Raw genomic sequence first — 13,862 nt, forward strand, 5'->3', positions numbered from 1 at the left:
AGTTCCGCGAGGATCGAGCTGGCGGTGTCGCCGTCGGTGAGACGGCGCACCGCCAGCGTGTAGCGTTTGTTGCGCACTCGCGCGTAGAGAGTGGCATAGCCGTGGAAAGTCGTCGTTCCGGCTTTGGCGAGTGACTCGTAGAGTTCCTCCTTGGAGTCGTACTCCTCGCCGTAGTACGGACGGAGGTGGAGGTCAGCGGCGACCTCCACCGGCCGATCGGGGAGCAATTCGAGGATATCTTGCTGGATGAGTGTCTTGCCGACTCGTTCGAGCTCTCCGAGCTCGAACTTCGTCCGGAGATGGTGGAGGATCGTGTTGCCGTGGGGCGACTCCTCTGAGATCTCGCAGAGGTGACTGACCGAGTCCTCGTCGGCTGTTGCGCCGACGAGGACGTCCCAGATATCCTCGGAGTCGATATCGGCGTTTTCGCTGAGTTCGATATCGATCTCCTCGTCCAGAGTGTTGACGAGAAAGTTAAGCACCTGCTCTTCGGTGAGTTCATTGGCTGCTTGGTTTGGCTGCATCAACCGACCGAGCAGCCCACTCACCTAACCCGCTTTGTGAACTACTGAAGCTACGTACCGCTGAGGCCGACATCACTGTGTCATCTATTCTATTGAGAACATCTACCATGATTCTGTCAAAATATATTAAATCAACCGGCGGCGAGGAAGGGGTATGGAGGTCTCAAAAGCAGTCATTCCTGCAGCAGGGTTCGGCACTCGCTTTCTCCCGGTGACGAAAGCACAGCCCAAAGAGATGATGCCCGTTCTGAACAAGCCGACGATCCAGTACGTCGTCGAGGAGGCCGTGCGGTCGGGTATCGATGACATCCTCATCATTACCGGCCGAGGGAAGGAGTCCATCCAACACCACTTCGATAAGTCCTACGAACTCGAAAGCGAGCTCCGGAAGGCGGGCAAGGACGAGATCCTCGATCGCGTCCGAAAGGTTTCGAATCTAGCGGACATCCACTACGTCCGGCAGAAAGAACGCAACGGGCTCGGTGATGCCGTTCTCTATGCACGAAAACACGTCGGCGACGAGCCGTTCGCGCTTCTGTTGGGAGATACTATCGTCGAAAGCGACGTTCCTTGTACGAGACAACTGATCGAGTACGCGGAGGAGTACGACCAATCGGTCCTCGCGCTCGAGCGGGTACCGTGGGAGAAGGTCCCGTCGTACGGGGTCGTGGACGTCGAGGACCCCTCGTCTACCCAGCCATGCTTTCCCGTTTCCGAGCTCGTCGAAAAACCCGCACGAGAAACGGCACCATCGAACCTCGCGATCACGGGCCGATACGTACTCCAACCAGCCATCTTCGACCAGCTCGAAGCAACGGAACCCGGCGTCGGCGGCGAGCTCCAGCTCACCGATGCCATCAACGAGCTGCCGGCAGTACGGGGTACCGAGTCGGCCGGTCGGCGGTACGACATCGGGGACATTCCCAGCTGGCTAGAGGCGAACATTCGGCTCGCGATGAAGCACGAGACCGGTGCGACACATCGTGCGGTGGAGCGATTATTGGAAGAATGGACCGATGAGTAGGATTCTCGTGACCGGCGGTGCGGGATTCATCGGTTCGCACCTCTGTGCGACGCTCCTCGGTCAAGGCCACGAGGTGCTCGCGATGGACACCTTCGTGACGGGTCGCAACGAGAACCTCGAAGAGATATTCTACCACGACAACTTCCGCTTGGTCGAACACGACGTCACGGAGTTCATCCACGTCAGCGGCGAGTTGGATACAGTGATCCACCTCGCGAGCCTCGCCTCGCCTCGATTCTATCAACGAAATCCGATTAAAACCCTGAAGGTGGGGGCGCTGGGAACCCACAAAACCCTCGGACTTGCGATGGAAAAGGACGCGACGTACTTCTTCGCGTCGACCAGCGAAGTGTACGGGGATCCGGAAGTGAACCCCCAGCCGGAGAGTTACCGGGGGAACGTCGATCCCTACGGGCCACGTTCATGTTACGACGAGTCGAAACGGTACGGTGAATCTCTGATCCGTGCCTATCGGGAAGAACACGGGCTCGATACCCGTATCGCACGGATCTTCAACACCTACGGGCCACGGATGCGACCGGACGACGGGCGCGTCATCCCGTCGTTCGTCCGACAAGCCTTGACTGGCACGGATATGACGGTGTACGGTGACGGAACACAGACGAGGAGCTTTTGTTACGTCTCGGACCTTATCGATGGCTTCATCGGGTTACTGGACTCCGACGTACAGGACCCGGTCAACCTCGGCAATCCGAACGAACGAACTATCCAAGCGCTCGCCGAGACGGTCCTCGAGATGACGAATAGCGACAGCCAGATCACCTACGAACCCCTCCCGCCACAGGACCCGATGGTTCGAAAACCGGATATCACCAAGGCCGAAACCGAGCTCGGCTGGTCCCCACACGTCGGCCTCAAGAACGGCCTCGAAACCACTATCGAATACTTCGAGAACGTGTTGTGAGTCACCATCGCTTCGTCCGTCGCCACCAACGATACCCTCGTTCGTGAGGTGGCTCCTGGGGGTGTACAGACGATAGTTTACGATTTCGGGTCGCGCGTCACTGGTACTTCATGCAGAACCGCCAGACCCTCGACGCGGGCACGTACGTCGCGCGACCGCCGAACGACATCAAGAGTTCGACGGCATATTTGGCTTCGAATCCGGGTGCGGTTCGAATCGCATATGCGAACGCCCGTATCGCCTTCGGCGACCAGGCGTCGTCGTCGAGCGAGCGTCGGCCGATGTTGGCGTAGATGTGCGCGACGGCCCTGGCCCGGACTGCGGGTGAGGTCTCGGCATACAACTCGTCGTATCGTTCGAGGAGTTCTTTCTTACCGTCGACGGCGTCCCAGCTCGACCCGAGGTTGTACTCCTGCTCGCCCATCCTGATCAGGGGTTCGTCCACGAAGCCGAACCGTGCGATCCGGGCGAGTTCGATCTTCATTCCCACGTCGTCCGCACCGTGGCGGTTCGTGAGCGGCATGATGGCGTCGATGACCGCCCGGCGGATTAGCATCGTCGTGTTGTAACACGACGACATTCCGAACGTTAGGGCCTCATCGAGAACGTCGCCCTGGACGTCCGGGTCCGGCGTCCGAACGTCGCCGAACTCCTTTCGGAGGCCACTGTAGACGACGCCGATGTCGGGATGGGCGGTCAGGTACTCGACTTGCTTTTCGAACTTCTCCGGGAGGAGCGTATCGTCGTCATCGAGGAGCTGGATGTATTCGCCGGTGGCGTGCTCGATGCCGAGCGACCGTGCGGCGTGTGGCCCCTCGTCGATCGCCTGTGGGATATACGTCACCCCGCCGAGCGGTTCGACGACCGATCGGGCGTGTTCGGTTCCCGAGCCGTCGACGACGATGGTCTCGACCGGATCGTACGTCTGGAGATCGACGCTTTCGATCGCTTTCAGGAGCTGTTCGTTCCGGTAGTACGTCGGGATGATAACCGACACCAGTCCGGTAGTCGTTGCTGTCATTGTGCGGTTGGCAATTCGATTTCCGTTCCGGTATGGCCGAGTTCAGCGTGGCTTCCCGCCTGTTCCGTGACGTTGACGAACAGATGGACCTCACGATAGGCGTTTTCGGTCGTAGGCTGGGCGGGTGGCTGGTCACGGTAGAGCATGAACGTGAGCCGGAGGTTCGATCCAGCCACGGTCGGTACGACCGTTCGGCGCTCGCGAACGGTCTCGTTCGAACCGGCCCGAAGCGTGAACCGGTCGAGCTGTACTTGCTCGGGCGTCGTGAGGTTTCCGTTCGTCTTGGCGACCCGTTGTAGGGCGACGACAACCGCATAGTTGACCGGCTGCCCCTCTCGATTTCGAACGCCCACAACCAGTGGCTGTCCCTCGCCCTGGGTCAGTGTCGTGGGGTAATTCGTGTTCGTCGGCGGGCCGCTGCCGTTCGGCGTGAGCAAGAAGAAGTCGGTTGAGTGTGTTCGGGGCGGCGTCACGGCGTCGTAGGTCACGATACCACCGACGGCGACGATGCTAACGACGAGGAGCACCGAGAGCGCCGTGCCGGCGGTCGTCTCGGTGGATGTTCCCCTCGCCGTTCTCGCGATCTCGAACGGGTTTCGATATCGGTGTTCTGCCTGCAGTTGTCCGCGGCGAATCGCCGCGATCACCGCCGCGCCAACGGATACCCCCGAGAGGACGAACAACACCGCCGCGCGGGTGAACCCGATCGGAGAGAGTACTAGACCGAACCCGACGAGGATCACAACCGCGATGCTCAACGCAGCGGAGAGAACCACTCGCTCGGAAAGTCTGAGACCTTCCCCGAACGGCTGTGCATCGTCGTCGTTCCGGTCGGTATGCCGCTCCGGAAACAGCGCGCCGACGAGCGCGTAGCCCGGTAAGAACAGGACGAGCGCGAACGCTAGCGGGACGCGAAGCAGCGTCTCCCGAATGCCCGGAACTGCCACCGCCACGACCGTCGCGACGACCACGCACACGACTCCGACGAGGTCGGACGCGAACCCGACGCGAGCCGTGGCAAGCCATTGTCGAAGACGGTCGTTCACAGTCTGTCCTCGGTGGGTGGTGCCATAGACCTGACGTTTACTCGCCCACGACCCCCGTGACGGTCGAACTCCCCGTCTCGGTTCAAAACGGGGCGGGGAGTTATGTGAGAACCGTTTAGTAGTTACTGAGGGATGGAGAACCCAGCATCCGATGAGGTCGATATCGTCGGCGAACCGCCGAGGGCCATCGTGAACACTGATGGCTGACGAGTTTGACTCCGACGACGGGACGTCCACCGAGTCCGTGACACAGCCTCTTGATCCCCCGACCGGGTCGCCTGGTGGCTTCGGACCCCGATCGCACGAGTGGCATCGGCGTCGGTACCGAATAGCGGTCGTCGCGTTCGCGACCCTCGGCGTCGTGATGGGTGTCGCTGGCATCACCGTTGAGAACGGTCGGGAGGTTCTGTTCGCCCTCTTCGGGATCGGGTTGTTCGGGGCTGTCCTCTGTTATATCCTCATCCCCGAGCGGTTCGTCCCGGCGTCGCTCGGCTGGCGGACGTACGCGCCGCTCGCGGAGGTCGGCCCACTGTTCGTGACAACACTCGAGCTCTCGGACCGGCGGGTGTACCTTCCGACTAGTGACGGACAAGTGCGTCTCTTGGTACCCCAAAACGACGATTTTCTCGATGACTGCGAGACGCCCGTGATCGGGGTGCATGAAACAAAGGACACTCGTGAGCTCGTTCTGCCGACGACTGGCGACGAACTCCTCACAGAATTTCGCGAACAGCACGGCGAAGCGCTGGCCGCCGATGCACCGTCACTTATCGACCAGCTTCTCGACGTCCTCGTCGAGGAGTTCGAACTCGTCGAACGGGCGAACGGCCAAGTCGAATCGACGGAAGACCGTGTAGTAGTCACGGTCGAGCGGAGCTACTACGGTCCGCCGACTTCGTTCGATCATCCCGTGGCGGCGTTCCTCGCAGCCGGACTCGCTGCCGGGCTCGAAACCGCGGTTGGTCTCGAATCAGTCCGCCGAGAAGCCGACGGGCGGTACGTCATCATCTGTTTCTGGGGACGATGACATCCTCCTCGGCGTAGACGAACGGAGTGAAAGTGAACGCCATGGTTGAATATCCAGCCGGGCTGTCGGCCGGGTAGCCTGCGGTTGCGACCCTCTGCGACGAAGCTTACGCGATTCACGCCTGTCCCTCGGTCTCCGGCCTCGGGACGTGATTCGCTCGCTGAACGGGATAGACGACGACCATCGGTGAGCGAGTCGGCCCTCGACGTCGTTCAATCGTCGTTTTCGGTGTGGGCGTGAGCCAGTTCGAGACCGTCACGTGATGAGGCTGTAGATCTGAAGGCCGACGACGCCCACGAAGAGCACGACCGCCACGGTCAGTATCGGATAGAGCCGACGCTGCCATCGGGGGGTGATGGTCGTCGGCGTGACGAGTTCGATCAGCACGAACAGCCCGAGCACGCCCCCGACAACCAGCAGATCGATCCGGAACTCACCGGTGACCGCTGCGGCGAGGACCAATACCAGTAGCCATCCCAGCAGCGCAGCCACGAATCGAATACGACGTCGCACATATCGGCGTTCGTCAGCGAGCGACAAAACCTTCCCGTCGGCAAGTCCTTCCCCTGAATCGGCTCGATCGCCGTGCACTCGCGGGAGTTCCGTTTCCCGGAGACTCATTCCCGACAGCGGAGAAGATATACTATACACCTAGAGATTATCCTTATTCCCAGAGAAGGCGTTCTACAGAATTGAACACAACTGTAAGTTAACAAAGAAGTGTCATATGACGAATCAACGTTCGATCGAAAGCAGTCACACATTGCTGACCAAGCTACCGGTGACCAAGGGATTGTCACGGCTCGGTGTGAGTCTTCAGATCACAAACACAAGTGACACCATTTCGCTCGTACGGTTCACCGACCCGATGCCGGATGGCTACGTGCTGGCGACCCGGACGACGGACGACGAATCGGGTTGGTCTGCGCTCTCCGATGGACGTCTCGACGGAGCCATATTGGTTTCACCCGAGGAGACCGTCGCGCTCACCTACGTTCTCGCCGACCCTCAGGACCCGGCGTCGCCCGTCGAAGCCGAATTGGGTGACCTTCCGAACGTCGAAATCGTCGACAGCGTTCCGGTCACGCCCGAATCCGCACCGTCATCGCCGGTCGTGCTGTGGCGCTCTTCGAACGACGAGCGCGTGCCGCTGGTGCTCCGGGAACCGGCTCATCACCCCGCGGTTACCGACCCCACAAGCATCGAGGGATGGGTCGTCGAAGGTCTCGGAAGTCGCTTCGATGACCTCGACGTGAGCGACCGGATCACCGACCAGTCGGCCGCGTTTTCGCGGTCGAAGCCGGTGATCGGGATCATCGCCCACGAGGCAAACGCCGACGCCATTCTCGGAACGATTCTCCGGGCGAGGGAGCATGGGTTCGCGGTGTTCGTCATCTACGGAGGGGATGGCGAATCCGAGGTGATCCGTCTCTCACGGCGACTCGGAGCGAAGATCGTCGAACCCTCGGCGTCAGCACGCGGAAACGTGGCGTTACTCGAACGGTCCCTGTCCCAGGCCGCCCGTGATGCGGGCTATCCCGGGATCGTCTTCCAGCTTCCCGAGAGTTCCCGGATCGACTACGAGCGGACGCTCGCCGCGTTCGCCAGCGACGGATTCGAGACGACCGCTATCCCCGAAACGTGGTCCGCGTCCCCAGAAATCACACACGTGCTCGTCGGTATCCCCGCATACAACGCGGAAGGGGCCATCGGCGCGGTGGTCGAGGATGCCACATCGTTCGCCGACCAGGTTCTGGTCGTCGACGACGGCAGCGCCGACGCGACTGCCGAGCGCGCACGCGCGGCGGGCGCGACGGTCGTGGTCCACGAACGAAACCGTGGCTACGGTGGTGCGCTCAAGACCATCTTTCAGGAGGCGGACCAGCGCGGGGCGGCCCATCTCGTGACGCTCGACGCCGACGGCCAGCACGACCCGGCGGACGTTCCAAAGCTGGTCCAGACCCAAGAACACGCCGACGCCGACATCGTCATCGGCAGCCGATACGCCCCCGGTTCGATGACACGGCTTCCCTTCGTCCGTTCGATCGGGCTCGGCGTCGTGAACCTCCTCACGAACCTGAGCCTTGGACGACTCGCCCCGCGGCGCTGGGTCCGGGATACCCAGAGCGGGCTCCGAGCCTACTCTAGCGAAGCGATCGCGTCGCTCGCGGCCGCCCGGGACATCGGCGATGGGATGTGGGCGAGCACGGATATCATGTACCACGCCAATGCCGAGGGGTTCGACTTCGCGGAGGTCGGCATCACCATCAGATACGACGTCGAGGACGCGAGCACACAGGGGGCTCTCTCACACGGTACCGACCTCATACGAAACATCGGGCGGTTTCTCGAACGGACGCATCCGCTTCTGTTGCTCGGTCTCCCGGGTACCATCGGCGTCATAGCCGGAACTCTCGTCGGGACCGTGGGCATCCAGCAACTCCTGCTGGACGAACCCTCCATGCTCACCATCGCCGCCGCGACCGTCCTCGGTGTCGTCGGTCTCGCGATGGTGATGCTCTCGGTGCTGTTCCACGCGATGAACCTGCACCCGTTCTACGACCGGATGTAGGTGATTTCGACGGCTTATTCCCGGTCGGACGCCGATTTCCGCCATCGGACCGAGTAATCGCCGGTCAGGTAGTCCCACCACGCGAGCAAGATCGTATACTCTATCACGGCCACATAGCGGGCGATCCCGAGAAGCCACCGAACGCCACCGTTCTCTTCGGTTCCCGATCCCCCATCCGCTTCGTCCGGTTCGTCATTCGACGCCGCCGTTGGGAGGGTATCAGCGAGTAAGTCGTCACGGACGGCCAGGAGCGCACCGAACGTGCCGATTCCAGCGATCCCGACTAACAGCGCGGCGGCGAGGGCCGCGAGTGGGGCTACCGCTAGCGTGACGACGAAACAGACGGCGCTGCCGAGACAGAGGAACGGCGAGAACATCGGGAGTGCTTTCCGGGACGGGAAGACGAGCGCGCGGTACCAGTCGCCCGGAACGACCAGATACCGCCAGTGGCGTATGAGCGACTGTATCGTGCCGATGAGGCGGCGTTTGTTCGAAGCGATCTGTTCGGCCACCGTGTCGGGTTCGGATTCGTAGACCAGCGCTCGCGGTTCGTAGGTGATCCGGTAGCCGGCCTCGTGGATGCGTATCGAGAGGTCGAGATCCTCGGAGAGGCTGGTCTCGTCGGCTCGAACGATACCCGCCCGCCACGCGCTCAATTCCCCGTCGAACTGTGAGACCGAGCCAAGCAGCGCCCCGCCGAGCGCCTTCATGTGTTCGAGGTCGCGATAGAACTGGTTCGAGGCGGTCAGCGACGATCCGGTATCGAGTACCCCGAGCCGGCCGGCGACCGCACCGGTCGTGGGGTTCGAGAAGTGGGGGGCGACCCGGGCGATGGTCGCCGGGGCGAACACCGAGTTCGCGTCGGTCACGAGCACGACCTCGCCGTGCCCCTGGTCGACCCCGTGATTGATGGCCGACGCCTTGCCGCTCCGTTCGCCCTCCTCAACCAGCCGCATCGGTGGGTCGTCTGGGCCAAGGTCGTCGAGCGCGTCCCGAAGCACGTCGGCCGTCCCGTCGGTCGACCCCGAGTCGACGAACAGGACCTCGTACCGGTCGTTCGGATAGATCTGTTTCCGGAGGTTTTCCACCCGCTTCGCGACCACACTCGATTCGTTGTAGGACGGAACGATGACCGTGATGAAGGGTGTATCTGACGGGCTCATGTTGTCCGTGTCAGGTGGCTCGTCGGTCGCTCCCTTCGCTCTCGCGAGCAGTCCCATTGTCAGGGGATAGCCGACGAACTGCCAGCCGAGCAGGCCGGTGCAGACGCCGAACCCAGCGAGTCCAACCTTCTTCAGGCGCTCCCTCATTGTCCGACCCCCTCACTCGGCGTGACACCTCGTTCCGTCGAGCAGGTCGTTGCCTCGTCGATGACGTCCTCGACGGGGCCGAACTCGACCGCTTCGAGGAGCGAGTCGAGTTTCGCGGCGAGCGTGTCGATGCCGTGGCTGCTGATGAATCGGGCGTGCGGGGAAACGTCACCGAGCTCGTCGGCGACGGCCGGATTGAACTCCCATGGATGGAAGTAGAGCGTCGCCGGAGTCCCGCTGGCGTTGAAGGTTTTGATACCCCACTTTACGACGCGAGCGGGCAGCACTCGGGCGTAGAACCCACCGGCGATCGGGAGGCGAACGTGCGGATGAAAGACCGCTAGGGGGACCTCCGTGAGCGCATCCGGTCGCGGTGGTCCTCCCGCCGCGAACGGCGCGTCAAGGTTCACCGCGTACGGGCGCAGGGGAGCCCCTCGAACCCCGTACATCGGTGTCTTGACCGGGAACACGCTCGAATCGTACTCGAAGCCGGCGTCGGTGAGCGTCTCGAACGCCCACTCGGTCCGTGGCGTCACAGAGAAGTTGGGGGCTCGAAACCCGCGTGGGCGCTCGTTCACCGCCGCTTCGAGGGCGTCGCTGCTGTGGTCGAGTTCCTCGCGAAAGATTTCGGGTGTGAGTTCGAACAGCGGTCGGTGGGTGTGACCATGCGACCCTATCTCGTGGCCCGCTGTCGCGATCCGGGCGATGAGGTCGGGGTAGGCCTCGGCGACCTCTCCCACGACGTAGAACGTCGCCGTTACGTCGTGACGGTCGAGCAGGTCAAGAACGATCTCGGTCGAACGTTCGACATGGACCACCGGGTCGGTGGTCTCCTCGCGAAGCAGGGTGGCGGTGAACCAGTGTTCGAGGTCGAACGAGAGGGCGTTCGTCGGGCTCATCGCCGGGCCCTGGTATGGCCTCGGTTCGGTCCGTAGTATGGGACCGTCCGTGTTCGTCCTTCCGGGACTCCCGATCGTTCGTGACGGACATCGACTGACCGTCGAGATCCCTTGGAGTTGTGTCGATGGCCGTTCATTGGGTTGTCGTGTTCGTGGATTCCGGTCGCAATAATCCTATCGACGGCACTGAATGACCGGAGGTACGCTACCTCAGCATCGCCCGCCGAACGAACTTCATAGGTTTCGCCCCGGCTCAGTGCCGGATCCAGTCAAAAACCGATTCGATGCCTTCGGACAGCTCGACCGCGGGTTCGTAATCGAGTGCCTCGTTGGCCTTCGAAACGTCGGCGAGGCTGTCTCGAACATCTCCCGGGCGTGGGTCGGTGTGTTCGATCTTGATGTCCGGATCGACCGTCTCGCGGACGTGCTCGGCGAGCTGGGCGATGGTCGTCGACCGGCCGGTCCCGATGTTGAACGCCTCCCCCACGCGGTCGGTCATCGCCGCGAGCAGGTTCGCGCGCACGACGTCACGAACGTGGACGAAGTCGCGGGTCTGCTCGCCGGTTCCCTGCACGGTGATCGGACCGCCCGAACGTGCCTGAGCGAAGAATTTCGTGATCACGCCGCTGTAGGGTCCCTTTCGCTGTCGAGGACCGTACACGTTGAAATAGCGAAGTGCGACCGTTTCGAGCCCATAGAGGTCGTGGTACAGCTGACAGTAGTGGTCCGCAGAGAGCTTCTCCAGCCCGTACGGTGAACTCGGCCGTTTGGCGACCGTCTCCGGGATGGGAAGCGTCTCGGGTGTCCCGTAGATGGCGGCGCTGGAGGCGAAGACGACCCGGGCGTTCGTTCGACGGGCCTCCTCCAGCACCGAGAGGGTCGCATCGACGTTGATGGCGTGACTCTCCATCGGCATCTCGACCGACTGCTCGACGCTCACAATCGCTGCTTCGTGAAAAACGATATCGACATCGTCAAACGCCGCCTTGCGGACATCCGAGTCGCGAACGTCCCCTTCGATAACCGACAAGTTTGCCGGGAGCTGTGATCGCCGACCGCTAGAGAAATCATCGAGTACCCGTACCTCGTTCTCCGCCACCAGCGCATCCACAAGATGACTGCCGATGAAGCCACCGCCGCCAGTGACCAGCACTGTTAGTCCGCTGAGGGGTATCTTCATCACAGTTTCCGAGTCCGGGGTGGGTTCACGTCGTCCACCCAAACTCCGATTTCAAGCTATTCATACACATACATCAAAAGACGAATACAAATGACTTTCCCCGCCAACAGTGCTCGCGATAACTCGGCTCGACTCCGTCCGTCGAACAATCTGGAGACCTCACGGATCGGCGTGCTGAAACCCATCGACCGGGCGACGACGGCGGATATTCACCGCACCGAGAAATTTACTATTTCGAAATAGTAATCCCCAAGCTGAAAATTAAAAAAGACATGCGGATATTGGTCATATGCTTATCGATTATTTGACCGATTCCAACGGTGATTTTATATAGTTGGCAAAGAGGAGACCTACATGGACGTACGTCCCAGTCGACGGTGGGTGCTCGGGCGACTCGCGCTCCTCGGCGGTACGGCACCGTTCCTCGAATTTGCGTCCCGACCAGCGGCTGCACAGTCAGCCGCGGTCGGTGAACTCGGAACTACCTCACGCCGACAATCCACGTCGGGGGAGTGGCACCGACTCAGCTTCGAGGAGACCTACGAGGATCCAGTCGTGGTGATGGGTCCGCTCTCACGGAATGGCGGCGAGTCTGGTCATGTCCGCCTCCAGAACGTCACCGGCGACGGCGTCGACTGGCGGATCGAAGAATGGGAGCATCTCGATGAGATACACACCGAGGAGACGGTGAGCTATCTCGTGGTCGAGAGTGGGGCACACGAAGCGGATGGTACGACGATCCGGGCGGGAACGGTCGACGCCGATGACCATCCTCGATCGGTGTCCTTCAGCTCGTCGTTCGAACAACCGCCGGTCGTTCTCGCCACTTCACAGACCTTCGAGGGGGACGACCCAGTGGTCACCCGTCTTCGAGACGTCTCTGCAGGAGGATTTGACGTCGAGGTTCAGGAGGCGGAAGCGAACGGGAGCCACACCGACGAAACCATCGGGTACATCGCTGTCGGCGGCTCCGGCGATCGTTTCGAGACCGGAACCGTCATTGCGAGCAACGGCTGGGTTTCGCCGTCCCTCTCGACGGAATATCCGGACCCCGGGTTCGTGGCCTCGGTACAGAGTATGAACGGTCACGATACGGTGGGGCTTCGACGTCGAAGCCTCGATGCCTCATCGGTCGACCTGTACCTCGAGGAGGAACGGAGCCAGGACACGGAGACTTCCCACACCGACGAGATTATCGGCTACGTGTTCGGAGAGAACGGACCGATCAAGGGCACAAACGGCGGCGACACCAGGAATGACGATATCCCACAGTTCGGGGCGTGGCTCTCCCAAAACGTCGGGGAGGATCCCACCGAAGACTACGAGGACTGGCTCGGCCGGAAAGTCCTCGTCTCGGACCAGTTCATCAAACAGGAGGGGCACTACCACGACCTCCCGGCCTGGAAGATCGATCCCTGGACGGCGTGGCTTGAGGAGAACCCCGATCGGCGTCTCTGTTGGGACCTGATAATCAGAAATCTCGCATCGCTCGAAGCGGGCGCGAGCGGGGCGGCGAACGACGCGATTCGCTCGCTCGGCGAGACGCTGGTCGCCGAGGGCCACGAAGACGCCTATGTTCGTATCGAGGACGAGTTCAATCTCTCGCACACTATCCATCCCCAGACCAACCAAGAGTGCCAGTGGTTCGTCGAATTCTGGCGCGAGGTCGTCGACACGCTTCGTTCGGTCGACGGCCAGCAGTTCGACATCGTCTGGAACCCGAACTACGATATCGCCGATGTCGACGGCTACGCCGAACGGACCTGGCCTGGGGACGGCTACGTCGACACTGTCGGGCTCGATATCTACGACCGGAGCTGGACCCACTACAACGAAAGCTCCGAGCCGACCCAGACCGACTGGGAGCAGACGTGGCAGGTGTTGGAAGACTATCTCGATTGGTTCCGTGACTGGGCCGATGACCACGACAAGGCCCTTGCCATCCCAGAGTGGGGGCTCTGGTCCCGTGCTGATTCAGGCTACGGTGGCGGGGACAACCCGTACTTCATCGAACAGATGCACGACTGGATCCACGCGAACGATGTCGCTTGGCACGTCTATTTTGAGGATCTTGACAAACATCGACTCGATAGCGACGACACCCGATTTCCCGCCGCCGCAGCGAAGTTCAAGCAGCTGTTCGGCTGACCTCGCGGGCTGGATTCATGCTTCAGAACTGATTGAGCAGCTTGAAGGCCACGTAGAGAGTTTCAGACGACCCTTGTGAGGTTGAAGCACCCTTCCGTGGGACGATACTCAGCTCGTCTGCGGGTTTCAGACGACCCTTGTGAGGTTGAAGCTCCGCCTTGGTCCCCTCACACTCCCGTTTCGTCC

Annotated in this window: 11 protein-coding genes and 1 pseudogene; 5 read left to right on the forward strand and 7 right to left on the reverse strand. The window is 61.6% G+C overall.

Annotated features, from left to right (window positions below; translation table 11 throughout):
* Positions 1-524 (reverse strand): annotated as a pseudogene (locus tag PHA81_RS11870) (ISH3 family transposase); the annotation flags it as partial.
* Positions 525-678: 154 nt separating this feature from the next.
* Between PHA81_RS11870 and galU the strand changes: the two are divergent.
* On the forward strand, positions 679-1,548 hold the full coding sequence (gene galU / locus PHA81_RS11875; protein ID WP_080510286.1) for a UTP--glucose-1-phosphate uridylyltransferase GalU: 870 nt from the start codon (positions 679-681) through the stop codon (positions 1,546-1,548).
* Positions 1,541-2,473 (forward strand): UDP-glucuronic acid decarboxylase family protein, encoded by a 933-nt coding sequence (locus PHA81_RS11880; RefSeq protein ID WP_049910024.1) that lies wholly within the window; start codon positions 1,541-1,543, stop codon positions 2,471-2,473. The genes galU and PHA81_RS11880 overlap by 8 nt, the downstream gene beginning before the upstream one ends.
* Before the next feature lie 97 nt (positions 2,474-2,570).
* On the opposite strand, the gene PHA81_RS11885 is transcribed toward PHA81_RS11880, so the two are convergent.
* Positions 2,571-3,494 carry a glycosyltransferase family 2 protein gene (locus PHA81_RS11885; protein ID WP_273836954.1) on the reverse strand — a complete coding sequence of 308 codons (924 nt, stop codon included), beginning with the start codon at positions 3,492-3,494 and terminating at the stop codon, positions 2,571-2,573.
* On the reverse strand, positions 3,491-4,540 hold the full coding sequence (locus PHA81_RS11890; protein ID WP_005042928.1) for a DUF1616 domain-containing protein: 1,050 nt from the start codon (positions 4,538-4,540) through the stop codon (positions 3,491-3,493). Before PHA81_RS11890 ends, PHA81_RS11885 begins: the two co-directional genes overlap by 4 nt.
* Positions 4,541-4,739: 199 nt before the next feature.
* On the opposite strand from PHA81_RS11890, the gene PHA81_RS11895 reads away from it, so the two are divergent.
* Positions 4,740-5,567, forward strand: coding sequence for a hypothetical protein (locus PHA81_RS11895; RefSeq protein ID WP_005042929.1), 828 nt, complete (start codon positions 4,740-4,742; stop codon positions 5,565-5,567).
* Positions 5,568-5,822: 255 nt separating this feature from the next.
* Here PHA81_RS11895 and PHA81_RS11900 read toward each other — a convergent pair whose 3' ends face one another.
* Positions 5,823-6,080, reverse strand: a complete 258-nt coding sequence (locus PHA81_RS11900; protein WP_152424468.1) for a hypothetical protein — start codon at positions 6,078-6,080, stop codon at positions 5,823-5,825.
* A 355-nt stretch (positions 6,081-6,435) separates the two neighbouring features.
* Between PHA81_RS11900 and PHA81_RS11905 the strand changes: the two genes are divergently transcribed.
* Positions 6,436-8,139 (forward strand): glycosyltransferase family 2 protein, encoded by a 1,704-nt coding sequence (locus PHA81_RS11905; protein WP_161606952.1) that lies wholly within the window; start codon positions 6,436-6,438, stop codon positions 8,137-8,139.
* 14 nt (positions 8,140-8,153) lie between these two features.
* Here PHA81_RS11905 and PHA81_RS11910 read toward each other — a convergent pair whose 3' ends face one another.
* The 3 genes from PHA81_RS11910 to PHA81_RS11920 all read right to left on the reverse strand — a co-directional run bounded on the left by PHA81_RS11910 (position 8,154) and on the right by PHA81_RS11920 (position 11,528).
* A complete protein-coding gene (locus tag PHA81_RS11910) occupies positions 8,154-9,449 on the reverse strand; it encodes a glycosyltransferase (protein ID WP_005042932.1) in 1,296 nt (431 codons plus the stop codon).
* Positions 9,446-10,348 carry a polysaccharide deacetylase family protein gene (locus PHA81_RS11915; RefSeq protein WP_005042933.1) on the reverse strand — a complete coding sequence of 301 codons (903 nt, stop codon included), beginning with the start codon at positions 10,346-10,348 and terminating at the stop codon, positions 9,446-9,448. Before PHA81_RS11915 ends, PHA81_RS11910 begins: the two co-directional genes overlap by 4 nt.
* A 253-nt stretch (positions 10,349-10,601) precedes the next feature.
* Entirely contained in the window at positions 10,602-11,528 is a 927-nt protein-coding gene (locus PHA81_RS11920; protein ID WP_080510288.1) for an NAD-dependent epimerase/dehydratase family protein, read from the reverse strand.
* A gap of 354 nt (positions 11,529-11,882) precedes the next feature.
* On the opposite strand from PHA81_RS11920, the gene PHA81_RS11925 reads away from it, so the two are divergent.
* Positions 11,883-13,676, forward strand: a complete 1,794-nt coding sequence (locus PHA81_RS11925; protein WP_152424469.1) for a hypothetical protein — start codon at positions 11,883-11,885, stop codon at positions 13,674-13,676.
* Positions 13,677-13,862 lie beyond the last annotated feature (186 nt).

It is taken from the genome of Halococcus sp. PRR34 (assembly GCF_028617175.1).
GTDB lineage: Archaea > Halobacteriota > Halobacteria > Halobacteriales > Halococcaceae > Halococcus > Halococcus salifodinae.

What these genes read in the sequence shown, in the direction of transcription:
- galU (WP_080510286.1), top strand. Translation starts at nt 679, where the DNA reads ATGGAGGTCTCAAAAGCAGTCATTCCTGCAGCAGGGTTCGGCACTCGC.
- PHA81_RS11880 (WP_049910024.1), top strand. Translation starts at nt 1,541, where the DNA reads ATGAGTAGGATTCTCGTGACCGGCGGTGCGGGATTCATCGGTTCGCAC.
- PHA81_RS11885 (WP_273836954.1), bottom strand. Translation starts at nt 3,494, where the DNA reads ATGACAGCAACGACTACCGGACTGGTGTCGGTTATCATCCCGACGTAC.
- PHA81_RS11895 (WP_005042929.1), top strand. Translation starts at nt 4,740, where the DNA reads ATGGCTGACGAGTTTGACTCCGACGACGGGACGTCCACCGAGTCCGTG.
- PHA81_RS11905 (WP_161606952.1), top strand. Translation starts at nt 6,436, where the DNA reads ATGCCGGATGGCTACGTGCTGGCGACCCGGACGACGGACGACGAATCG.
- PHA81_RS11910 (WP_005042932.1), bottom strand. Translation starts at nt 9,449, where the DNA reads ATGAGGGAGCGCCTGAAGAAGGTTGGACTCGCTGGGTTCGGCGTCTGC.
- PHA81_RS11915 (WP_005042933.1), bottom strand. Translation starts at nt 10,348, where the DNA reads ATGAGCCCGACGAACGCCCTCTCGTTCGACCTCGAACACTGGTTCACC.
- PHA81_RS11920 (WP_080510288.1), bottom strand. Translation starts at nt 11,528, where the DNA reads ATGAAGATACCCCTCAGCGGACTAACAGTGCTGGTCACTGGCGGCGGT.
- PHA81_RS11925 (WP_152424469.1), top strand. Translation starts at nt 11,883, where the DNA reads ATGGACGTACGTCCCAGTCGACGGTGGGTGCTCGGGCGACTCGCGCTC.